General features: G+C 43.7%; 23 protein-coding genes and 3 riboswitches. Of the genes, 1 reads left to right on the top strand and 22 read right to left on the bottom strand.

The genetic code is table 11. The features are described from left to right. Positions 1-160: 160 nt before the first annotated feature. The 21 genes from ytfJ to M1K58_RS03245 all read right to left on the bottom strand — a co-directional run bounded on the left by ytfJ (position 161) and on the right by M1K58_RS03245 (position 21887). Positions 161-646, bottom strand: a complete 486-nt coding sequence (gene ytfJ / locus M1K58_RS03345) for a GerW family sporulation protein (protein ID WP_256757244.1) — start codon at positions 644-646, stop codon at positions 161-163. A 94-nt stretch (positions 647-740) separates the two neighbouring features. Then, positions 741-1436, bottom strand: a complete 696-nt coding sequence (locus M1K58_RS03340) for a DUF2953 domain-containing protein (RefSeq protein ID WP_256757243.1) — start codon at positions 1434-1436, stop codon at positions 741-743. A gap of 65 nt (positions 1437-1501) precedes the next feature. Next, positions 1502-2131, bottom strand: coding sequence for an SMC-Scp complex subunit ScpB (gene scpB, locus M1K58_RS03335; protein WP_256757242.1), 630 nt, complete (start codon positions 2129-2131; stop codon positions 1502-1504). After that, positions 2100-2891 (bottom strand): segregation and condensation protein A, encoded by a 792-nt coding sequence (locus M1K58_RS03330; RefSeq protein ID WP_256757241.1) that lies wholly within the window; start codon positions 2889-2891, stop codon positions 2100-2102. Before M1K58_RS03330 ends, scpB begins: the two co-directional genes overlap by 32 nt. Positions 2892-2953: 62 nt before the next feature. Next, a complete protein-coding gene (gene ribH, locus M1K58_RS03325; RefSeq protein WP_256757240.1) occupies positions 2954-3424 on the bottom strand; it encodes a 6,7-dimethyl-8-ribityllumazine synthase in 471 nt (156 codons plus the stop codon). A 49-nt stretch (positions 3425-3473) separates the two neighbouring features. Continuing rightward, positions 3474-4703 carry a bifunctional 3,4-dihydroxy-2-butanone-4-phosphate synthase/GTP cyclohydrolase II gene (locus tag M1K58_RS03320; protein WP_256757239.1) on the bottom strand — a complete coding sequence of 410 codons (1230 nt, stop codon included), beginning with the start codon at positions 4701-4703 and terminating at the stop codon, positions 3474-3476. A 14-nt stretch (positions 4704-4717) separates the two neighbouring features. Further along, a complete protein-coding gene (gene ribE / locus M1K58_RS03315; protein ID WP_256757238.1) occupies positions 4718-5383 on the bottom strand; it encodes a riboflavin synthase in 666 nt (221 codons plus the stop codon). Between the two features lies 1 nt (position 5384). Further along, positions 5385-6527, bottom strand: coding sequence for a bifunctional diaminohydroxyphosphoribosylaminopyrimidine deaminase/5-amino-6-(5-phosphoribosylamino)uracil reductase RibD (ribD, locus tag M1K58_RS03310; protein WP_256757237.1), 1143 nt, complete (start codon positions 6525-6527; stop codon positions 5385-5387). A gap of 301 nt (positions 6528-6828) precedes the next feature. Then, a riboswitch (FMN riboswitch) is annotated at positions 6829-7026 on the bottom strand. A 184-nt stretch (positions 7027-7210) separates the two neighbouring features. Beyond that, on the bottom strand, positions 7211-7636 hold the full coding sequence (locus tag M1K58_RS03305) for a peptidylprolyl isomerase (RefSeq protein ID WP_256757236.1): 426 nt from the start codon (positions 7634-7636) through the stop codon (positions 7211-7213). Between the two features lie 164 nt (positions 7637-7800). Continuing rightward, positions 7801-9132, bottom strand: coding sequence for a diaminopimelate decarboxylase (lysA, locus tag M1K58_RS03300; protein ID WP_256757235.1), 1332 nt, complete (start codon positions 9130-9132; stop codon positions 7801-7803). 140 nt (positions 9133-9272) lie between these two features. Beyond that, positions 9273-11000 carry a spore germination protein gene (locus M1K58_RS03295; protein ID WP_256757234.1) on the bottom strand — a complete coding sequence of 576 codons (1728 nt, stop codon included), beginning with the start codon at positions 10998-11000 and terminating at the stop codon, positions 9273-9275. A 532-nt stretch (positions 11001-11532) separates the two neighbouring features. Beyond that, positions 11533-11958: a stage V sporulation protein AB gene (locus tag M1K58_RS03290; protein WP_256757233.1), complete on the bottom strand. Its 426-nt coding sequence runs from the start codon at positions 11956-11958 to the stop codon at positions 11533-11535. Continuing rightward, positions 11951-12601: a stage V sporulation protein AA gene (locus M1K58_RS03285; RefSeq protein ID WP_256757232.1), complete on the bottom strand. Its 651-nt coding sequence runs from the start codon at positions 12599-12601 to the stop codon at positions 11951-11953. Before M1K58_RS03285 ends, M1K58_RS03290 begins: the two co-directional genes overlap by 8 nt. Positions 12602-12792: 191 nt before the next feature. Continuing rightward, positions 12793-13551, bottom strand: coding sequence for an RNA polymerase sporulation sigma factor SigF (gene sigF, locus M1K58_RS03280; protein WP_256758218.1), 759 nt, complete (start codon positions 13549-13551; stop codon positions 12793-12795). A gap of 25 nt (positions 13552-13576) precedes the next feature. Beyond that, positions 13577-14023, bottom strand: coding sequence for an anti-sigma F factor (gene spoIIAB, locus M1K58_RS03275; protein WP_256757231.1), 447 nt, complete (start codon positions 14021-14023; stop codon positions 13577-13579). Next, the gene (spoIIAA, locus tag M1K58_RS03270) at positions 14020-14373 is read right to left on the bottom strand and encodes an anti-sigma F factor antagonist (protein WP_256757230.1); all 354 of its coding nucleotides are present in this window, start codon (positions 14371-14373) and stop codon (positions 14020-14022) included. Before spoIIAA ends, spoIIAB begins: the two co-directional genes overlap by 4 nt. Before the next feature lie 214 nt (positions 14374-14587). Then, the gene (locus M1K58_RS03265; RefSeq protein ID WP_256758217.1) at positions 14588-15718 is read right to left on the bottom strand and encodes a D-alanyl-D-alanine carboxypeptidase family protein; all 1131 of its coding nucleotides are present in this window, start codon (positions 15716-15718) and stop codon (positions 14588-14590) included. A gap of 176 nt (positions 15719-15894) precedes the next feature. Continuing rightward, the gene (locus M1K58_RS03260) at positions 15895-16860 is read right to left on the bottom strand and encodes a glycosyltransferase family 2 protein (RefSeq protein WP_256757229.1); all 966 of its coding nucleotides are present in this window, start codon (positions 16858-16860) and stop codon (positions 15895-15897) included. Further along, complete coding sequence (locus M1K58_RS03255) at positions 16857-18410, bottom strand: glycosyltransferase family 39 protein (RefSeq protein ID WP_256757228.1); 1554 nt, start codon at positions 18408-18410, stop codon at positions 16857-16859. Before M1K58_RS03255 ends, M1K58_RS03260 begins: the two co-directional genes overlap by 4 nt. 31 nt (positions 18411-18441) lie before the next feature. Beyond that, entirely contained in the window at positions 18442-20502 is a 2061-nt protein-coding gene (locus tag M1K58_RS03250) for a cyclic di-GMP-binding domain-containing protein, MshE-related (RefSeq protein ID WP_256757227.1), read from the bottom strand. After that, a complete protein-coding gene (locus tag M1K58_RS03245) occupies positions 20499-21887 on the bottom strand; it encodes a sugar phosphate nucleotidyltransferase (protein WP_256757226.1) in 1389 nt (462 codons plus the stop codon). Before M1K58_RS03245 ends, M1K58_RS03250 begins: the two co-directional genes overlap by 4 nt. A gap of 331 nt (positions 21888-22218) precedes the next feature. On the opposite strand from M1K58_RS03245, the gene M1K58_RS03240 reads away from it, so the two are divergent. After that, entirely contained in the window at positions 22219-22860 is a 642-nt protein-coding gene (locus M1K58_RS03240; RefSeq protein WP_256757225.1) for a class D sortase, read from the top strand. Positions 22861-22912: 52 nt separating this feature from the next. On the opposite strand, the gene M1K58_RS03235 is transcribed toward M1K58_RS03240, so the two are convergent. Beyond that, positions 22913-23728 (bottom strand): transglutaminase-like domain-containing protein, encoded by an 816-nt coding sequence (locus M1K58_RS03235; RefSeq protein ID WP_256757224.1) that lies wholly within the window; start codon positions 23726-23728, stop codon positions 22913-22915. Positions 23729-23742: 14 nt separating this feature from the next. Then, positions 23743-23823, bottom strand: a riboswitch (cyclic di-GMP riboswitch). A gap of 36 nt (positions 23824-23859) precedes the next feature. Continuing rightward, a riboswitch (cyclic di-GMP riboswitch) is annotated at positions 23860-23940 on the bottom strand. Positions 23941-23954: the final 14 nt, after the last annotated feature.

Raw genomic sequence — 23954 nt, 5'->3', positions numbered from 1 at the left:
TTCTTGAGACCGTTACAATCGTCCATGTATCAATTTTATGTAAGCATGTCCAAAAGTATGTAAGTGGTATGCGACTTTTGGATAGGCGGGTTCATAAAAAAATACCGACCAATAGGTCGGTAGATCGGTAAAAGTAAATAACTTTATGAGTATTTGAGTGTTACATCATATTGTCAGATGATTTAGAGATGTCAGCTGAAATGTGGGTACTCGTAGTGGAGTCGTGATTGCTCTGGAAAGCATTTTTCAGCTTATCAACCCATAGTGGAGCAGCGTCAATTAAGCGTTCAAGAAGATGGGTCTGATTATCCAACGGTACAACCTTGACGCCTTGCGAGCCTACGACGAGAAACGCAATTGGCGTAATGGAGACACCACCACCACTACCTCCACCGAAAGGGAGGGATACTGAGGCATTATGTCCGTCTTGTCCATTTGACTTCTGGTGAGAACCCCCTGAAGGGTCTTCTATGCCAGTAAACTCACTCCCCCCAGCAGCAAATCCGAAACCAACTTTAGATATTGGTAAAATCACGCTGCCGTCAGGTGTTTGAACCGGTTCGCCGACAATAGTATTGACGTCCACCATGTCCTTAATGTTCTCCATGGCGGTTTGCATTAAACCGTTAATTGGATGCTCAGCCATTGTTTACTCCTCCTCGATTCGCGATATAGAAAAGAACTTACCTACGCTTTTTGTATTGTGCGCACTATGAGGAGCGAGTATGTACGAAGCAAAATTAAGCTTCCTTAGGCCCTGATAACCAATTGCGCCAAGCACGGATAGCCTTCTTTAACTGAATCGTTTTCGTGCCAAGCTTAAGTATTACCCCCAAAGCTGTGCCTAAGCGAATGCGAAAATCCGCTTCCCAAACGACCGTAAATTCAGGCGCAGAGTAATTAGTCGCTACCTGGCCTTGCGGGGAAGTCTTTAATGTTATGTATTGTCCGGCAATTCCCGAAGCACATCCGGATATTGCCCATAACAAGCCTGACACAACCGCCGTTGAAGCAGCATCCCCCGTTCCTACGCGGAAATCAAGCCGCCAACGGGTACACTCCACTTTTTTCATCGATTGTCTAGCCCAGCGCTTGAATTTCTTAGTCGATAGTAAAAGTGTCCTATAAGCTCTGGCGTATCGAAGAATAGTCCCTCTACCGATGAAACGTCTTTTTTTCTTTTGATTGTGGCCACCAGGCAATCCCCCAACACTTTGTTCGCGAAAAATGACGCTCCAGTCACGAATAACAATGGTCGGTAGAATAATCTGATAATGAAACAATCCGTACAAAGCTTGAGTGACAACTACAAGCTGATCCAAATGACCGCTACGCGAATAACGAACACGAACACGGATCCTCGAAAATAAAGCTGCGATGAAGCATACAACAACAATTGTCCCCGCAATCCAAAGCAACCAAAGCCAGAAGGCCATACCTCCCCCGCCTTTCCTAGGGGTAGTATGACCTTCTGACAATTCTTCATTCCATTATAAGAATATTATTCCGAATCTATTTCCGTATCCAGTTCTTTATCCATATCTTCCATAGAGAGCTGACGCCCTTCAATCCGATCGAACAGCATCTTCGTTCTTTCTTCCAACTCATCGTCGCCTTCAGATATGGATGGCTCCGGTAAGCCGGCTATACTCGCCAAACCAAAATAATCTAAGAATGATTTCGTCGTACCATAGAGAATCGGCCTACCTAGCGCATCGGCACGACCTTTCTCCTCGATTAAATCTTTATTAACCAGATTATGTAATGCGCGATCTGCCTTAACTCCACGGATTTCCTCGATCTCCACACGGGTAATCGGCTGCCTGTATGCAATGATCGATAAGGTTTCTAATGCGGCTTGCGAAAGCGCCGAACGCGAAGGTGAATAGGCGAGCTTCTCGAAATAGGGAGCGTGCTCAATCACGGTAGTTAACCGATAACCACCCGCTACTTCTGCAATTCGAATTCCTCGATTTTTCTTGCCGAGCTCCTTCTGTAAATCTTTAAGAACATCTTTGACGACTTCCACATCTGACTCAACCACTTCTGCGGCTGTTTTGGCGGTTATTCCTTCGTCGCCAGAGACGAATAGTAGTCCCTCAAGTACTGATTTCAATGTCGAGTAATCCATTGTTATCCTCTCTCCCCGTCCACGACAACACGATTTCATCAAACAAAGCGCTTTGATGGCAAGAAACCCATTTACGCTTCATTAATTCGAGGATAGCCAGAAAAGTCACAACGATTTCCCCACGGTCATCCTCATCGCTGAGCAACTGGGAAAATAATAATTTTCCCTCATTGGATCTGTTTTTTAATGTTTCTATAATATCAAAAATCCGATCTTTAACCGATATTTCATCTTTCCGAATAGAAGATACCCGATGACGTCCAGCTAATCGTCTCATTGCTTTCTGGAATGCATTCACCAGATCCTCTACATGTAGCCCTTCAACCGGATTCGTTTGCACGACTTTCTCGAAAGGCGTCAAATCCGTCGGCTCCCGCGTATACACTTGGCTTCGATCCCATTCCTTCTCACGTAGCTGCCCAGCTACCGATTTGAATTTACGGTATTCGAGTAGCTTGCGGATCAATTCTTCCCGCGGATCCAAATAATCATCGTCATCCACGGTAAGCCATGGCTCCTCGGTTACGGGAGGCTTCGGAAGGAGCTGTCTGCTCTTCATAGAAAGCAGTGTGGCAGCCATAACGAGAAACTCGCTGGTAATGTCAAGCTCGAGCACTTGCATAGCCGCTAAATACTCCATATATTGATCTGTAATGTCATTGATCGAAATATCCTGAATATCAATTTCTGCTTTATCGATAAGATGCAGCAGCAAATCGAGCGGCCCTTCGAAAGTTTCCAGCTTATATAACATTGCCACTCGAATTTCTCCTCCTGCTTATCACGCGTACTCATTTTGTCATCTTTTCATTATAAGGTTATTTACCCTGTAATTGCACGAGTCAAATTTGCCATTTCAATTGCCGTAGTTGCAGCTTCCCAGCCTTTATTCCCAGCTTTAGTGCCCGCACGCTCAACTGCTTGCTCAATACTATCCGTAGTCAATACTCCGAATATGGTAGGAACGCCCGTCTTCAATGAAATCGCAGCTACACCCTTAGTCACTTCACTGGAAACATAGTCGAAATGCGGTGTTGAACCACGAATAACAGCACCAAGCGTAATAACAGCATCATATTTGCCGCTTTCAGCAAATTTCTGCGCAATAAAGGGAATTTCGAATGCGCCTGGAACCCAAGCAATCTCAATTTCACTTTCCTCAGCACCATGCCGCTTAAGCGCATCAAGTGCTCCACCTAATAGCTTCGATGTAATAAACTCATTAAACCTACCGACGACTACCGCATATTTCAAACCTTTGGAAATTAAGTGACCTTCGTAAACAACTGACATTTCAATCATCCTCTCAAGTTTAAGTTATGTTTTTATGTTTTCAATCCCATTAGACTTCTGTGTTTACTTCGTCCTTAAAGGACAATAAGTGACCTAGCTTAGCTTTCTTCGTATGCAAATATTTCGTATTATCTTCGTTCTCAGTCATTTGGATGGGCACCCGCTCAACAACGTTTAGACCGTAGCCTTCTAAGCCTTTGATCTTGCGGGGATTATTGGTTAGAAGACGAATATCCTTGACCCCAATATCCTTCAATATTTGCGCTCCAATGCCATAATCGCGTAGATCTGGAGAAAAGCCAAGCTTGATATTCGCGTCCACGGTGTCTAATCCCTGCTCCTGTAATTCATAAGCACGTAGTTTATTAATCAAACCAATGCCTCTGCCTTCTTGGCGCATGTAGAGCAAGACACCACTCCCGGCTTCATCAATCTGCTTAAGTGCAGCCTCTAGCTGAGGACCGCAATCACACCGATGGGAGTGAAAAACATCACCAGTTAAGCATTCTGAATGCACGCGGACAAGCACGGGCTTCGAGCTGTCAATCTTCCCTTTAACGAAAGCAACATGTTCCTTGTTGTCTACTTCATTCGTATATGCAATCGCTTGGAATATCCCGAAGTCTGTAGGCATTCTGACCTCGACTTCCTTCTTAACAAGCTTCTCTTTTTCATTCCGATAACGAATCAATTCTTTGATCGTGATTAACTTTAAGGAATGCTCTTGCGCGAAAACCTCAAGATCAGGTAATCTCGCCATCGTTCCGTCCTCTTTAATAATTTCACAAATGACAGCCGATGGATCTGAGCCACACAATCTTGCGAGATCAACAGCGGCTTCTGTATGACCAGCACGTCTAAGTACGCCGCCCTTCCGCGCGATGAGCGGGAAAATATGTCCAGGCCTGCGGAAATCATGCGGCTTTGCTGACGGGTCAATTAGCGCTTTAATCGATAGCGAACGCTCAGGGGCAGAGATTCCCGTTGTTGTCGAACTATGATCGACGGATACGGTAAATGCCGTACCATGATAATCCGTATTGTGACTTACCATCGGCGGTAGGTCAAGAGCTTCCGCTCTTTCTTGTGTGATTGGAACACATAGAAGCCCTCTCGCCTCGCGGATCATGAAATTTATGACCTCTGGTGTAGCTTTATCCGCTAACGCAATAAGATCCCCTTCATTTTCACGATCCTCGTCATCTACTACAATGACAACCTTTCCTTCCATTAAATCATGAATCGCATCTTCGATTGTATCAAAATGACTTTGCACCATGACTCTCGCCCCTCTCACATAAATCCATTATCACGAAGTATAGATTCTGTTAATCCACCTGATTGTTTAGCCGGCTGAGTATCTCTCATGCTCAATAAGTGATCGACATATTTGCCAAGAATATCGCATTCAATATTCAAAGTATGTCCTGGATGCTTATTCTGAAGTACTGTTTCCCGCAAGGTGTGCGGAATGATTGAAACCGTAAAATGACCACTTTCACGATCAGCCGAAACGACGGTAAGACTAATCCCATCAAGTGTGATAGAGCCTTGCTGAACGACGTGTCGCATAATCTGGACATCATTCGGTTCAACCGTGAACACAATGGCGTTGGCCTGTGTGGACCTTTCTTTAATTGTCCCAGTGCCATCCACATGCCCTTGGACAAGATGACCTCCGAATCTTCCCCCCGCCATCATTGCCCTCTCTAGATTCAGAGCACTACCTGATGGGATGGAATGAAGATTTGTTAGCCGGTAGGTTTCTGGCATAACATCTACGGAAAAAGAATAGCGATCGAATTCCACCACCGTGAGGCAGACTCCATTAACAGAAATACTATCCCCCAGCTTGACATCGGCAAGAACTTTAGACGCAGAAATCGTTAAGATCATTGCCTCTCCACGTCGCTGTACTGCACGAAGTACACCCATTTCTTCAATTAGACCTGTGAACACTTTACTTCTCTCCTTTATGAGCAATGGCTTCGGATAAATCATTCATAGCCTTGCCTGTAGGATAGCCTGTGACGCACCAATCTTCGCCGAAGGCCTGCATTGAGACGCGATTCAAACGGAGTGCGGATGACATTTCATCAGGTCCTGTGAAAGCAAAAGCAGACGGCGATCCATCCCCACCAACGATGATAGGCGCATAGAATAACATCAGCTTATCTACTAATCCTGCTTCAATCATCGCTCCGTTGAGTACTCCGCCGCCTTCAAGCAAGATTGAGTTAATGCCTCGTTCACCTAACAGCTTCATCGCCTTAACAAGATCAACACGAGATCCAGTCCCGCAAGGCAGTACTTCTATGCCTAGCTCATGTAAACTTTTAACCTTAGACTCATCAGCTTGCTCTGTCGTCAAAATGATCGTAGGCGCTTCTTCATTCAGGACACGCGCGGTCAAAGGAACTCTGAGCTTGGAATCCACTATGATTCTTGTAGGATGCAAACCAGGTACGTTCAATCGTGTAGTTAATTCCGGATCATCCGCAAATACAGTTGCTGCCCCTATCATGATGGCATTATGACGGTGACGCAGTGTATGCACGATTTCCCTTGATTCCGGACCCGTAATCCAACGACTGTTCCCTGTACGCGTTGCAATACGACCGTCTAACGACAATGCGGTCTTCAAGGTTACGAAGGGAGTGCCCGTCAGAATGAACTTGTTAAACACTTCATTCAATTGGCAAGCTTGAGCCTCAAGCAGCCCTACCTCGACTTGAATTCCCATCTTCCGCATTTGCTCAATGCCTCTACCCGCTACTAGTGGATTGGGGTCAGATGTAGCTACGACAACTCGGGAAACACCTTCCTTAATGAGCCTTTCACAGCAAGGTGGTGTTTTACCATAGTGACTGCACGGTTCCAGCGTCACGTATGCAGTTGCGCCACGCGCTTGCTCACCAGCCATATTCAAGGCAAGTACTTCTGCGTGTCCTTCGCCGTGCTTCAGATGGGCTCCCATGCCAACGATTCTGCCGCCTTGCACGATGACACAACCTACAACGGGATTCACTCCGGTCTGTCCTGTCGCGCTCCCTGCTAAATTCAATGCAAGCTGCATGTAATAATCATCATTGAGCAGTTCCATTAGCATCCTCCTCTCCAATCCGCAAACAAACAGAAAACCCCCGAGATGAACGCCTCGGGGGTAGTTGGATACACAGCAATATAAAGACCCATAGGTCATGTCCTTAAAGCAAATACAATAGAAGTGATTTCACGACAAAACGAATAACCTCTTGTGAGGTGTAGACGTCTAACTTGACGTGCTGAATCCATTGTCCGCTAGCGCAGGATTGTGAAAAAAAGAACAAATAAAACTAATGTTCAAGATGGCATTAGACCTGCGGCAAGTTTTTGCTTCATATGGACACGGCTAGGCCGCGCTGCGCTTCCTTCTCCCATCCAGACTTTAACTGTCGGTCCCGGAATTGCACCAGGTCCACCGCACCACGCCCACCGGTTGCTCCGGAAGTAGCGATGACGGGTCACGGACTGACGGCTGCTAGATCTCTGTAATGAACTTACAGTGGATTCAAGTGCCGATCACCGCCGGTGGGGAATTACACCCCGCCCCGAAGGTTTAGCGATAAAAATGATAAAAATCAAGCTTTTGTAGATAACACGTAATACTGACTGGAATATTATCATTTATCCAGATAAAAAGCAAGGATAATGATCCCTGCTTGCGTTGTTCGACGAATCAAAAAACCGCGATCTATGCCAGAAGGCAGGATCACGGTTTCATGTCATTTTACTCAGAGCACTGAATTAGCTTACGCGGATTGATTCCATCTTCTCTTGACCTTTAAGAGCATCCACATGCTCCATACCTGCAGTTACTTTACCGAATACAGTGTGAACACCATCAAGATGCGGCTGAGCGTTATAGCAGATGTAAAACTGGCTTCCACCTGTATTAGGTCCACGATGTGCCATAGCAAAGCTGCCACGTTCGTGTTTATTTTTGTTGTGCTCGCAATTGATCGAATATCCAGGACCGCCAGTTCCATTCCCATTCGGGCAACCAGCTTGTGCTACGAATCCAGGAATGACACGATGGAAGGGAATTCCGTCATAAAATCCTTCGTTCGCAAGCTTTTCGAAGTTAGCAACCGTATTCGGAGCATCCTCGTTAAATAAATCCAATACGATCTCGTTACCATCCGTCATTTTAATTACCGCTTGTTTAGACAATTGTATATCCTCCTTAAATCATATCGCCTTATTGTACAACAAATTTCTATAAACCAAAACTATTCTATTAGATTATTATCAATTCCGACCAAAATCCCATACATCGTAAAATAGACATCATGCCCAGAGTAGGCACGATGTCCATCTTAATGGATAATTTCGTATTATTTCGCCACTGTCTGCTTTTGCAGCCTTTGTGGGATAATGTCATTCCCAACAATATTGAGATAAGATTCCCGAGCGACGACAAGATCCGCTTTACCATCCTTAACGAACACAACAGCCGGGCGGCGAATCCGATTATAGTTACTCGCCATCGCATAGTTATACGCACCCGTACAGAATACCGCAAGTAGATCTCCCGATTGTACGGTCGGCAGCTTCAGATCCCAAATCAACATATCTCCGCTTTCGCAGCATTTACCCGCAACAGAAACCACTTCTGTGAGCTCATCATTTGCACGATTCGCAAGAACCGCCTCATATTGGGATTCATAAAGTGCTGGACGAGGGTTGTCAGTCATTCCACCATCAACAGCGATATATTTACGAACACCAGGAATATCTTTGCTTGTCCCAACGGTATAAAGAGTCGTCCCTGCGTCACCGATAATGCTGCGACCCGGTTCAATCCATACTTCAGGCAATGTGAAGTTTGCACTCTCACATGTTGTTTTGATCGCATCCGCAATGGCTTGAACATAAACACCCACTGGAAGAGGCTGATCACCTTCCACATATCGGATTCCGAATCCACCACCAAGATTAAGCACTGTGAATGTATAGTTCAACTTATCTCGAATTTCCACAGCAAATGCAGCGACCTTCTCAACTGCCATGCGGAATCCTTCGACTTCGAATATTTGAGAACCAATATGGGAGTGAACTCCGAGCACCTTCAAGTGAGGTAAGCTGATCGCAGTTTCAATTGCCTTGAACGCTGTCCCATTCCCAAGGTCAAAGCCGAACTTCGAGTCCTGTTGACCTGTCGAAATGTAATCATGAGTATGAGCTTCCACGCCCGGTGTGATGCGAAGCAATACATTCACGCGTTTGCCCTTATCCGCTGCTAAAGCGTTGAGAAGCTGCAATTCGTTAAAGTTATCAACGACAAAGCAACCGATACCCGCATCCAAAGCCATGTTAATTTCTTCTGGTGTTTTGTTGTTTCCGTGGAAATGAATACGCGCAGCCGGGAATCCTGCTTGCAGCGCTGTATAGAGCTCTCCGTCTGATACGACATCAAGGCTCATTCCTTCCTCTTCAGCAACTCGGCACATAGCCATAACACAGAAAGCCTTCGATGCATACGCTACCTGGTGGCGAAGTCCCGTCAAACGAAAAGCATCCATAAATTCCCGCGCACGTTGGCGCACAAGAGCCTCATCCACAATGTATAAAGGCGTCCCAAACTCCTGAGCCAAGTCTGTAACGTCGCAGCCTCCGATCTCTAGATGACCTTTGCTGTTAATTTTGCTAGTTCCATGCAAGAACATTTCTATTTCCCCTTTGGCGAAAATTCCGGAACACAGTCTGATTCGACTCTTAACCGGTAGTTACACGATTTATCCTGAGTATAGCGGAAAACTGTCCTCGGGGAAATGGAGGATTTGCCACATCATTTGCATTATTACCTTTAGATCGGCTGTTTGCGATTTTTTTTGGTCCGGTAGATCGACAATCGTTTCTTGTTTGTTGAAAGAGGTCTTCTCAGCAAAATATTCAGAAAACCCGCGGCATTAAAGGGCAAAAACGGCCATAGGTAAGGCGTGTTGAAGGATCTTTTGAAAGCCAGATAGATAAACACTAAAGTTGTAACGACTACAAATCCAATCTGATGGAAAAAGAAAACAGTTAGCAGCAATCCCAGCCTAATAATTCGATTTGCCAGTCCTAATTCATAGCTTGGCGTTGCGAACATCCCTATTGCGGACACAGCCATATACAAAATGACCTCATTAATGAACAAACCTGTTTTCACGGCAATGTCGCCGATCAGAATCGCTGACAACAAGGTCATCGCTGTCACAAGTGGTGCAGGGGTATGCACAGCTGCTAGCCTGAGCAAATCTACTCCGATTTCTGCGATGAGAAACTGTAGAATGAGCGGTATTTGTCCCACTTTATCCGCACCTACGAACCATAACCACTGAGGTCTTAACGCTTGATTTTCATTGAACAAATACCAAAGCGGCATCATGAATAACGATACTAACATCCCCAAGTACCTAACCCAACGCATATACGTTCCCATAAATGGGTTCTGACGGTTTTCTTCCGCATGTTGAACAAGATCGAAGTAAGTCGTTGGTAATAGGATTGCACTTGGAGACGTATCAACGATAATCGTCACACTGCCTTCCAGAAGCTGCGCAGAAACGACGTCTGGTCTTTCTGTGTATCGAACGAGTGGGAACGGATTCCAACTGCTGTTAACCGTCATTTCTTCTAACTGCTTATCCGCTAGGGGTATGCCATCAATATCGATCGCTTTTATTTTATCCCGAATGGATTCAACCAGCTCCACATTTGCAATATCCTCAATATATCCAATACATACATCCGTCTGCGTTCGTCTTCCTACCTTTAACATTTCGAAACGCAAATTCGGATCCCTCAGTCTTCTACGAATGAGTGCAACGTTAACGATTAGAGTTTCGGTAAAGCCATCCTGACTCCCACGGACGACTTTCTCAAGCGAAGGCTGCTCTGGGTTACGTGCCGGATAGGTTTTAGCATCGATAATGAGGGCAGTCGGCTCTCCGTCTACATAGAACGCCGTATTTCCCATCAATACTTCATCAATCATTTTCGGAAAAGAATTTGTTGTTGTGATTTGTATGGCTGGTACATAGCATTCTAGGAACGTGTGCATTGAATCATGATCCATCACGCTATCTGTCTCAAGATAAGTCAGTCGCTTAATAATTTCTGTCAGTGCTGAATCTTTCGCAAATACGCTGAGAAACAGAAGCCCGACTTTTTTACCACCAAAGGTCATTTCTCTGACCTGAACCTCGAAGCTTTTGTTCAAGCCAATCGATTTAACAAGCAGCTCCTTCCATTCCTCAATGTTGTCCGGAATCTGTCTTTGTGTTTTGCGTGCTTGTTCTGATGCTGAAGGAGCAGGTTTTTTGGGGTTATTATTCATATCCGCGTATTGGTTTTTCTCTGCTTGATTGCTCGTTTTGGCGTATTCGTTGTTTTCTTCATTTCCGTTCTTCTCTGCTTGTTGTTGCTCTTTACCGCCTTGTTGCTCTTCATCGACGTGTTGTTGTGCATCCTCATTTTGTTCCTCTATGTTATATATGCCTGGATTCTCTGATTGCTCTAGGTCCACGCTTTCTTGATCTCTTGTTTCCATCACTATCACGCTCCTTTATGTAAAATGCTTAAGCTAGGGAATGAGGAGCGGAGCGTAGGAAAAACCTACGTGAGCACCGGAAGGCCCGGCTGAATTCAACCTTCGATGCCGACTCTACTCCTTGTAAAACTTCGTGATCAAAAGCTGACTTTTTGAACTTCAAAATTAATCGTTGTTCAAAAAGTTAGCTTTTCAGCACCGAGAAGGTTGGATGAAGCTAGGGACTGAGGAGCGGAGCGTAGGAAAAACCTACGTGAGCACCGGAAGGTCCGGCTGAATTCAACCTTCGATGCCGACTCTACTCCTTGTAAAACTTCGTGATCAAAAGCTGACTTTTTGAACTTCAAAATTAATCGTTGTTCAAAAAGTTAGCTTTTCAGCACCGAGAAGGTTGGATGAAGCTAGGGACTGAGGAGCGGAGCGTAGGAAAAACCTACGTGAGCACCGGAAGGTCCGGCTGAATTCAACCTTCGATGCCGACTCTACTCCTTGTTTAACTTCGTGATCAAAAGCTGACTTTTTGAACTTCCTCTCAAGGGTGTAGCCATAGCCAGTCGACCAGTGAACCAGTAACTTTCCCCAGCACCATTGCCATTAACAATGGCAATAAGTAAGGCTTGAGCTTAAACCTCTTAGACACAATCGGAATGACATTCAGCACCTCTGTCAGAGCAGCTGCGAACATTCCAACGAATAACCCTTGGAAAATAGCCGGGAGCAGCAGAAATTGAGCAGGAAGCTTAATGGACCAGTGGAATAAATCAGCACAGCTCCAGTAAAGTGCTCCAATTAAAATGCCCGACTCGAACACCGAGGAGCGTCGATAAGCTCTTGTTAACTGGACGAGTCTTGGAATAAGGTCAAGCACGATCAGCAAAGCGACGAAGGCACTCCCGACCGAGAACCCACCAGCCAAGCCGATAATCCCAAGCATGATCCCCTGCAATACTTCAGTCACGATTTTCTCCTGCCTGATCCTCATGTTTCTTGCTATACTCTTCTGTTATGACATAATGATTAACGTTTTCTTGATACATGAACATCTCCACCTCGAGAGGGTTCGGCTCGTCGTTAAGTCGTTTGCGCAGCAGCCTATTGAAGAACAGGAGCATTCCCATTCCAATGCCGATAGAGTAAGGGATTTGGAATAACCACGGATGCGATTGGGCTTTCCCCGTAATCAATTCTGTAATTCTGCGCTGCACCTGGGGCATATTTACATCTGCATGAAAATTCATCATTGCCATCCCCGAACCGAAGAACAACAGAAGCCATGCCAGCACTAACACGAACATACGCGGCTTCACTTCACCCTCAGGTGAAATCTCAAGCAACACGTGAGGCTCGCCGAACGTTTCAATAATTAATCCTGGCTCCTCCGTACGTATCGCCTTTACGACCTGCAGCATATCGATCAACAATAGATTTCCGTCTTTAGGGGTTATTCGATGAAGCGGCACACTCTTCAAACGCTTCTGCAAATCATCATCCGTAACAAGTCTCGCCACATCACCTAACGTAACTAATGACAAGGGTCGTACGACTGCCCTGCGTCGCATTCGTACATAGACGACTTTAGACTCTGTATTCGAACGCTCCACCTAGACCTCCCCCTTGTCTGCATTTTGCTTAGTATGTGGAACAATCGACCAATATAGTCGGATATGGGAAAAAAGAAAAAAGCCTCAAATGATGCTTTTGCCCGAAAGGAAGCCACGAATCTATCTACCGAGATTCGTGATTCCTATAGGTGTAACATCACTTAAAGCTTTCACTTTATTTCCTAACAACACTATTGAGCGATTTGGTCTTTAATATTCTGTAATATTTTTTTCTCCAAACGACTGACTTGAACTTGAGATATTCCAAGCCGTCCAGCAACTTCAGACTGGGTTTGATCGCGGAAATAACGAAGATAGACGATAAGCCGTTCTCGCTCACTCAAGCCTTGAATCGCTTCGGTGAGGGCCAGCTTGTCGAACCATCGTTCCTGTGATTCATCAGCGATTTGATCCATAAGTGTAATCGGATCTCCATCATTCTCGAACACGGTTTCGTGAATAGAAGCCGGTGGTTTATTCGCTTCTTGAGCAAACACGATTTCCTCCGGTGTAACGCCAATCTCTTCGGCTACTTCGCTAATCGTTGGAGCACGTCCGTGTCGCTTAGACAATTCGTCCTTTACCTTACGCACCCGGTTAGCCATTTCTTTAAGTGAACGGCTCACCTTCAAAGTGCCATCGTCCCGAAGAAATCTTTGGATTTCACCGATGATCATAGGTACCGCATAAGTTGAAAATTTCACATCGTAAGAAAGATCAAACTTATCGACGGATTTCAGCAACCCAATACAGCCAATTTGAAACAAATCATCACTATCGTACCCCCGGTTAGAAAACCGTTGAACGACCGACCACACTAACCGAATATTACTATTAACAAGCGTATCACGCGCGACCATATCTCCGGATTGACTTAGCGCAATTAGGCGCTTAACTTCAGAGTCATCCAAGTAAGCCGGCGGAGACGATCGCTTCCATTCTGAATCCATGCCTCCAACCCCTGCCGCACGGTTTTTAATTGAATAGTACTTTTTTCGATTCAATCCGCTTTTTCATCCTGAGCGAAGTACCGCCTGACACAGAACTAACAACATCAAATTCGTCCATGAAGTTTTCCATAATGGTGAAGCCCATTCCAGAACGCTCCAGTTCAGGTCTGGAAGTGAATAACGGCTGACGAGCAAGCTCCAAGTCCTCAATGCCTTTCCCTTGATCGCTTATGGATACCGTTACCGTATCTCCATCGATTTCTGCATCAACGGTAACAATACCGTCCTCAGTTCCGTTATAGCCGTGAATGATCGCATTCGTAACCGCTTCGGAAACAACTGTCTTTATCTCATCAAGCTGCTCCAAAGTAGGATCCATCTGCGAGACGAACGCTGCAACGGTAATTCTAGCAAAGGCTTCATTCTCAGAACGACTAGCAAACGACAGTTTCATGTGATTGTGTCCGCTCATGATACGACCTCCAGACCGGCAATTGCTGAGCGCTCGGTGTCATAGAACGATAAAATCTTAAACAGCCCCGATAATTCGAACAATCGTTTGACGCTAGCCTGTGTGTCGCATACGACCATTTTCCCACCGCGGCTCTTCACTAGCTTATAGCGGCCAAGAATAACGCCAAGACCGGAGCTATCCATGAATATCAATTCCTTCAAGCTCAGAACGACGTGATCACACCGGCCTCTTAATATCGCGTCCTCCATCTTAAACCGGACGATGTCCGCAGTATGATGATCCAATTCTCCCCTCAGTCGGACAATCAAAACATTGCGGTGCTGCTCCAGCTCGACCTGTAAGCTCATTCTCATTTCCCCTTCCCCATAAGTGCGAGCATAGCTCGTCACACCAGCTAGACCGATCATGCAACACCTATTCGCGCATCGACCTTTGTCACCAATTCTACGGAAGACTCTCCCATTCCTGCCCTCCGACAAAACTAGAAGTAACCTCGCTCTATTCGACAAAACACGTCAAAACGGCGTTGACATCATTCCCGTCAATCCGCCTTATGTCGCTTTAATCTGAAAGAAATAAGTGGCCTGTCGTTCTACGAAGAAGCGTCCACCAACCTGCTCGAGTAACTGCCATTGGAGATTCCACTGGGAATTCCGTTAATACTTCTGCACCACGATAGACGACTAGCTTCCCTATAGACTGTCCAACTTCAACCGGAGCCTTCACATTAGGATTAAGTATCAGCTCATGTCGAATACCCTTGCCCGCATCACCTTTCTTAAGCAGTACGCTATAAGAATGCTTTGCTGATAAAGGAATTTTATCAATTTTGCCTTTCTCTACCGACAAAGTTCCGATCGGATCACCTTTCTTGTAAATCGGAATGTTCGTATACTGGGCAAAAGCATAATCAAATAGTTGGGAAACTTCTGCGTTACGAGTTTTCGTATTTGGTTCGCCCATAACGACGGCAATCAATCGTAAATTGTTTCTACGCGCCGTTGCTGATAGGCAGAACTTGGCCTCACTCGTAAAACCAGTTTTCAAACCATCCGCCCCACTATAGAAGCGGACAAGCTTGTTCGTATTCACAAGCCAGAAGGGCTTCGGACTCCCTTTACGTAAGTAGTCTTGATAGAGCCCTGTATACTTTGTAATATCCTCGTATTTAAGCAGCTCCCTCGACATAAGGGCAATATCATTAGCTGACGACACGTGGCCCTCAGCAGGAAGTCCATTACAATTCATAAACTTCGTGTTCTTCATTCCTAATTGCACAGCTTTCTCGTTCATCATAGCAACGAACTGCTGTTCACTGCCTCCAAGCTTCTCTGCAATAGCTACGGATGCATCATTGCCTGAAGCTAGAGCGATGCCTTTAAGTATCTCCTCAACCGTCATTTCCTCGCCTGGCTCTAAGAAAATCTGAGATCCGCCCATAGAAGCGGCATATTCACTTGCTTGAACTTTATCTGTTAGCTTCAGTCGACCTTCATCAATCGCTTCCATGACGAGAAGCATCGTCATAATTTTGGTAATGCTAGCCGGTGGTAAGGAGTCGTTGCTGTTTTTCTCGTAAATGATTGTCCCACTATCTGCATCCATCAGAATTGCAGACCTCGCACTTGCAGCCATATCCGTAATCGTATTTCCCGGCGACTTTTCTTTAGCCCATGCAACGGAAGGAATCATTAAAGTAACCGAAAGCATACAGGCTAGCATCCATGCAAACGAGCGAAATCCAGATCTACGTGTATCGTTACAGGCCAAAAGTGGCTCCCCCTCCTGCGGCCGAATTTCGGCCAATATTTTCCTTCCCATTAGTTTGTCCTTCTGGGTAGAAAAATATTCCAAGAGGTGAGCATCACTTACCTGTTATGGCTCCCAACCAAAGCATGTTCACGAGCATAGCCCTTCGTCTCGGAAATAATGTATAAAGGTCTGTCCTTCGATTCGTCGTATACCCGCCCAATATATTCGCCCATGACCCCTAGAATCATCAGAATAATACCGTTGAACAGCAAATTTACTGCAAGAGTAGAGGACCAACCGGCAATTGTTGAATTCGTAAATACCTTCTGGTATAGCACTACGATTAAGTAAACAAAGCTAAACAATGAAAGAGTCATCCCAATATAGCTAGCCAGCTTTAGAGGTTTATAGGAGAACGATGTAATCGCATCGATTGCGAATCGAATCATCTTCTTGAGCGGATATTTCGTTTCTCCCGCCCATCGCTCTTCCCTTACATATTCCACACTCTTTTGTCGGAAACCAGCCCAACTGACTAAGCCGCGTACAAAGCGGTTTTTTTCCTTCAGCCCTTTTAGCACATCACAAACTTTACGATCAATCAGACGAAAATCTCCCGTATCTACGGGAATATCTACACTGGTCATACTTCTTAGTAATCTATAGAAAAATGATGCACTCGCCTTCTTAAATAGAGTTTCACCCTTTCGGACTAGACGTCTGCCATAGACAACGTCATAGCCTTGTTTCCACTCTGAAATCATCTCAAGAATGACCTCAGGTGGATCCTGTAGATCCGCGTCAATAACAACTATAGCTTGTCCTTGAGCGTAGTCCATTCCTGCACTTATCGCGATCTGATGTCCAAAGTTTCTGGAAAAGTTAATTAATCGTAAATGCTCATCTGAATTACAAAGCTTTTTTACAATTTCGACTGTTCGATCACGGCTTCCATCATTAACAAACACAAGCTCATAGGATTCGTGAGTTTGCTGCATCACTGTAGTCAAGCGATTGTAAGTTTCGTTAATGACTTCTTCCTCATTGAATAGCGGGACAATAACTGAGTATTTAATCGTCATTGTGTACCTCCATGTACCTTATATAATTTCCAATAACCATTAAATTCCTGATACAAAGTAGCCCATTCAGCCCCCTGATCATAGAGATTAGGATACTTTTGATTCACACTATCTAAGGACAGGACCGCTTGAGGATTAGGAAGTAAAATATAGTCTATCTTGTGCTCTGCTGGCTTATCAAGAGAATCTGTAAAGTCATGATCACTTGTAATGACAAAATTTTTGGAGTTTTGACTTCCCATAATAATCCGGAAGCTACTGAATGAGTCCGTTAAAATCATTTGATCCGACAAGTGCTCATTAATGAAAGCTGTGGCGTTCTTACCGGCTTCCTGCTCCGCATACAATTTATTCTGCCGGAAAGCTTCGTACTCATCAGATGCAATTTGGGGATTGTTCATCATCTTCCCCATGACTACAGTACTTACGAGTAATCCAATAACGAGTACAGTTGATCCGGTTTTCCGGAATTTCATTCGACTTATCTCATAGGGAATCCATACTGCTACTATCGGGAATGCGTACATGTAATAACGAATCCAAGCCGCGGTTCCCCCTTTGATCAATAATATAAACTGCATGGAGGGTATGGAAATCGCTAGAATAAGCAGCATAAGAAAATCCCATCTGAATAAGCGACGCTCAATTAATCGAATGACAAAAATGATCATGAGCGGTATACAAAAATACCATAATCGTTCAGCCACAAAGACCAAAGTTGCAATGGGGTTGCCCATCAAAGAAGTGAACTTATCATCACTCATGAGCAGGTCCGCTTGTCCTAAATTACCGTAAGAGGAAGTAAGGAAATAAAATCCATCACCCATAATGGTGTAATTAAAGAAAATCCATAACAATCCAGAGAAAACAACAGGAGTTAATAGTACCGTCCATGTTCCTTCCAGCTGTTGAAATCTTTCCTTTACGGGATCCTTCTTCGATTGCAATAGCCATACTAGCACAACAAGCGCTATTGCAACTCCGAAAAATACTGTTTCATAACGCGTCCAAAAGGCAAACGCAAGTGCCAACGCTGCAATGACAAGTGACCTCGAACCGTCATCACGCATCCAGAGTAGAATTTGAATAACCGCTAAATTTATAAAATAAATAAAGATAACCTCTGTTAAACCATTTGCTCCGTAATAAAAGATATATGGATTAAAGGCATAGAGAAGGGCAATGACGATACTTAACCATTTATTCAAGCCAAATTGCAGCCCTGCTTTTACAATGAGAGCTGCAGTCAAAGCTGCAAACAAGCTCGAAACAATCACAGCTGCTAACCCTTCCGAGGCAAGCCCCGGAAAGATCGGATAGAAGACGAGTAGAATCATTTCCATAAAGCTTGGTAGAGGATTCCATACAAACCCGATATTTGCTAGATTGGGTTCGCGGCTGTACAAAACATAAAATGCGTTAGCGACACGACTTGAAGCATCACCAGACATGAACCCGTAAATGGAAGTTAAATAATAGCCTACTGCAAGTTCTAATAACAAAATCACAATAAAAATACCGTAAATCGATCGTTTCCAAGCTGTAGCCATACCGCTTCTCCTATCCATTATTAAGGATTATCTACATTGCTTTTTCGTGTGTCGAATCAGTAAGTTGTGTATCGGTTGTTGCATGTCCATGTGTCGTTTTCTCCCAATAGAACGGTTTTGTAATGAGTTGAACCGCCGCCTTGACCGCTGCGATACTCATTAAAACCCAGTAAATCGGTGCCAGCAATGTATACTTTATGAGCGAAAAGGAGAACACTTTATTTCCTTTGTCGTGCAGCTCTTTTGTAACCCAATAGATTCCTACTGTTAGGCTATATACAAATATGAAGTTCCCAAGGAACAGCTCAAATGCAGCAAAGTAATAAATCGGGCCTGGGAAAAATAGTGGGATAATTTCTAATTTAGCTAAATACCACAGCAACAGCATGGACCAAAATATTGGGTTCAACAATGGAAGTAGAGGAGTAGCTAGAACCATCGCATGAAAACCAAAAAATCCCTTCGGACCTAAGTCACGCCACAACTGAAACGGATTGCGCATATGAACAAGCCAGGTCTGCATATAGCCTTTAATCCATCTCGACCGTTGTCTTATCCAGTTTCCTACACGACTTGTCGCTTCTTCCCAGGTACGAGAATCCACGATTGCCGTTTTATAACCCTCTTTATACAGTCGAACACCTAGATCGGCATCTTCAGTCACGTTATAAGGGTCCCATGCGTTAATTTTTTTCAAAATATCCGTCTTAAAATGATTAGAGGTTCCACCTAGAGGAATTGGAATATCGAGCTTCATTACACCAGGCAGCAGCAATTCAAACCACATACTATATTCGTGTGTAAACCAACCGGTAAGTAAATTCTGATTACTGTTAAAATAGTTAAGCTTCGCTTGTATACAGCAGCAATTATCTGGACTAGATTTAAATGCAAGATATACTTTCTTTAGTTGGTCTGGATCTGGGCGATCTTCGGCATCATAAATAACCACATATTCGCCTCTTGCCCGGATTAGCCCATAATTACAAGCCTTCGGTTTGGTTTTGGGCAAGCTGTGAGGTACGACTAATGTAGTAAAATAAGGGGGTAGCTTTTTCGTTACGAGTAATTGCTGGGCTTCTATATCATCCTCTTCAATTAATAGCCTGACATCCAGCTTCGATTTCGGATAATCCAAATTTTCTATATTATTGAGAAGCTGAGGGATGATATTACTTTCTTTGTATATGGGAACCAGAATACTATAAATAGGTAGAGAGCGTTCGTCGATTGCTGCGATTTCTTCATCCGTAAATCGTAGTTGCGATGATTTCTGAGCTCCGAAAATAATAATCGAATATTTAAAGATAGACATAACTAAATATCCTAACTGAACAGCAATATTGACCACGATCAAGGTCCAAAGCCAGTTCCACACCAAAGCGCCAACTAATAGAACACACGTTACAATAAAACCAATTTTTTGCATTGAAGTGAATGTGATATGTGCCGAGTTTTCAGGTCTCTCGAATAATAGCTTTTCTGTACTTACTTGGAGCAGTTCCTCAACGTACACTTCTTTCCAAAAATATTCCATCTCATCGCGAGTTGCCATAACTTGTTCGATCGGTTTACCCAGGTATTGTTCTAGTTCAGTGACTTGCTCCGATGTTAGAATCGTACTGACCGCAATCAAGAAACGATTAAAATCGCTATTAATAACGACCGCATTATAAGAACGAGCCATTTCTTCCGGAAGCTTGTTTTCCTTCTCGAAGGAAAACTCTGCTCCGATTCTACCAATATTATTCTGAGTTGCAATTGCCCGGTACAACCGATCTGGCTCAATAAAGTGTAACGATAACAGAATATCTCCAAGAACTCCGCCACTCTTCTGTTGGAAAGCGAGCGCACGATCCAGCTGCTCTTGGGAAATTTCACCGGTATTCACCAACATCTCACCTAGTCGACCTTTGACAGGCACTTGCTTTGTGATCCATTGAATCGTGTCGCTGTCCAAACCATTTAGTTCTACAATAATATCGCCTAACCGTCCACCGTGCTTCGTCTGATATTCAACAGCCTCTTGTAATTGTGCTTGAGTAATTATTCCTTCTTTTAAGAGGGCATCTCCAATTCTTATCGGTTTCATCCTAACTTACTTCCCTTCCCCTGAATGCTTTCTTCCCAATCATATTGATATCTAGTAATATCATCTTCACTCACAGATTTCCCAATTTGAACCTCTATCAAATCAACTCCATCAATGGCTTTAATCGCATGTTTGGTTCCAGATTCAATATGGATCACGTCACCAGCACCCACTTGAAACCGCTTTTCATTAATGACTACCTCAGCTATTCCGCTAATAAGTGTCCATATTTCATCTCGATGTTCATGTATTTGATAGCTTATATTTTTACCCGGCCAAATATGTACACGCTTCGTCACAACTTGATTGTTGTTCGGGTTATTGTCTACATCAATCACGCGATACCATCCGTATAACGTTTCTTCATACATCGGACGAGCTGAGATCGATTCTACCAAGTCTTTAAGTTTTGGACTTTTTTCTTTATCAGCAACAAGAACTCCATCTGGACTTGCTACGATAACTGCATTGGATATTCCCATCACAACTACCGGAATTTGTAATTCATTAATTACGTGGGTGTTCTCGCTATCTTCACTTAAAATCCCTCTACCATTCAGCCGATTCTGCATAATATCTGTCCAGTCATTCCAAGTCCCAAGATCATTCCATCTGCCCTGATAAGGTTTAACAACGATGTTCTCTTCCTTCTCTACTACTTGATAATCAAAGCTAATGGCAGGCATTAAATGAAACTGAGCCAAAAGCTCCTCATAGTGTGTAGGCCAACTGCCAGTCTCTAAAATCTGGAGAATATAACCTAATCGGAAGGAGAAAACACCACAATTCCATAACGCACCGGAATCAATCAGGTTGGAAGCATCTGCGGCGGAAGGCTTCTCAACAAATCTATCAATTGCTAAAAGTGTTGAATGACTATTAGAGGAGGGTTCCGTCAATATATAACCAAACTTTTCTGAAGGGTACGTAGGTTTCAAACCAATAAGCCCTATATTAGCTGTAGATTTTTCAAATTCAACCGCTAATTGCTTAATCGTTTCAAAGAACTGTTCATCCGCGTCCACATCTACAGGCATAACGACGATCACTTCGTCATCGTGCACTTTCATTTTCGACTTTAAATAGCTAGCAGCGAGACAGATTGCTGGAAAGGTATCTCTTTTAACTGGCTCCAGTACGAGTGGTACATCATCTCCAAGCTGGGATTGGATGATCTCTTGCTGAACCCTGCTCGCCGTAATTACCGCAGAATTAGCTAGATCGATCTCGTTCAAATGAGCCCAAACACGTTGAATCATCGAAGTTTGGTTTACTTCTTCAGATTTATCATTGTTCATCACTTTGATAAATTGCTTCGAACGATAATCGTTTGACAGAGGCCATAATCTTTTACCAGATCCCCCGGATAATAATATAATTCTCATACTAATCTCCCTTAAGCCCTCTAGCCGGCAAAATTCACTAGTTATTAATATATCAAAATTAGGCAATTTTATCTACTAGTTACATTTTTAATTTAGTTTTTAAGAACTACCATTACTTAAATGAAAAACGCCGATTGAGACTATTTAACTAAATTTATTTAAAGCAACATCTCATTTTATCGTTTATTTCTGAACAATCTCTGAACAAGACTGCAAATGTTCTATTAAATGTAATCAAATAAGCTTTCCAGTTTATTTTTTATCATTCATTATAGATTTTGTTCAGTTCATTCATCTAAAATAGTTAATGAGTAAATTTTAGGAGGTTAAAATGAAGAGACTATCCCTGATATTAATAACTGCCGGAGCTATTCTAATGCTGTTCCCTATAGCAAGAGAATATTACTACGATTGGGAGCAGCAACAACTCTTAAACGAGATGGAAGATTCGTCTCTCCCTATTAATAACGAATTAACGAACAAACACGTTGCGACAGAATATGAACAACTTTCGTCAATTTTTAACGGAAGCGCCGAAGAGTCTAGCCCCGATCAAACTTCGATCACAGACATGAATGATAAAGCTATCGCGGTTATCACAATCGACAAAATTGATTTAAAATTAGCGGTGTTAGAAGGCGCTACTCTAAAAAATATGAAGGTCGGCGCGGCACACATGACCGAAACAGCACCACTTGGCGAAATAGGGAATGCTGCTATAGCTGCACATAGAGCACGAACAAAAGGAAGACAATTCAACAGACTGAATGAGATGGAAGTCGGTGATGATATCTCGATCAGAACAAAGGATTCAACATTGATTTACACAGTAGATAAGATATCCGTCGTCAAGCCAACTGATCTGTCTGTATTGGAAGGCAATAACAAAGATGCTATTCTTACTCTCATTACTTGCGAGCCACTCGTTAATCCGACACATAGACTTATTGTCCATGCCAAGATGGTTAAGTAAACAAAAAACTACCAAGATCATTGAGCTTGGTAGTTTTTCTTATTTATGAAGATTAGTAGGTTTTGATAGCCTTATAATCAATAGCTTTTTTTGCAATTGAATCTTTTGCTAATCCTTTTTTCAAGCCTGCGTCAACCGTTGTATCCACGACGATCCATTTGCCACCTACATAAACTTCGTTCCAAGCATGATATTCAGATACCGCTTCTGCTGTCCCCATTAATAGCTTAGTAGGAATCCCTTCACTGCGAAGCATCGCTGCAAATAATGTAGCGTAACCATAACAAATGCCTTTGCCGGTTGCGAGTGTATCATTAATATTCGGGATATAATCCGTTTTCACAATTTTCGCAAGCTCAGTGTCGTACCGAACGTTACTCACAATATAATTGTAAATCGCTTTAACTTTCTCATCATCCGTCTTGCTGCTCTTCGTTAGTTCCTTCGCCTTAGCAATCGCTTTGTCTGCGTCCATCCAGTTAAGGTTTTGTACTGCATTTAGAAATACATCCGGACCATTTACCACTTTGACTTCAACTTTATCGGATACGATCGTTCTATATTGGTTACCTGTCACATTCTCGAACACTGCAATCTCATAGATTCCGTCACCCATTTGCAACGAGAACCATACGGTTTTTTTCTCTGCCAGTTGATCAAGCGTATAGGTATAAGCTGCGCCAGCTTTTGTGATTTTGACTTTCGTCAGTGTATCTTTTTTAACTTCATAATTGATGCCGATTGAACCTTTGTCCAGTTTGGACTTATCCAGCACTTCACTAGCTGTAGCCGTGTTGGCGAATACCATGGAAGGAACAGCAGCCATAACGATAATGAACGTCAACAATAATCCTGTAATCTTCCGCATCGGATAAAACTCCTTTCGGTAGCTGGCTGCCATCCTGACGGGAAGGCCCTTTAGCTTTGCGTCCCTGACTTTCGACAGGTTTGCCATTATCGTACTTGAGTTATCACCCATAAAAACAAAAAAACTAGTCATTCGGTAGCTGGCTGCCATCCTGACGGGAAGGCCCTTTAGCTTTGCGTCCCTGACTTTCGACAGGTTTGCCATTATCGTTCTAGTTATTACTACT

The organism is Cohnella sp. WQ 127256, assembly GCF_024519285.1.
GTDB lineage: Bacteria > Bacillota > Bacilli > Paenibacillales > Paenibacillaceae > Cohnella.
Note: the sequence above shows the minus strand (reverse complement) of the source record. Positions and strands in the feature narration are given on the sequence as shown.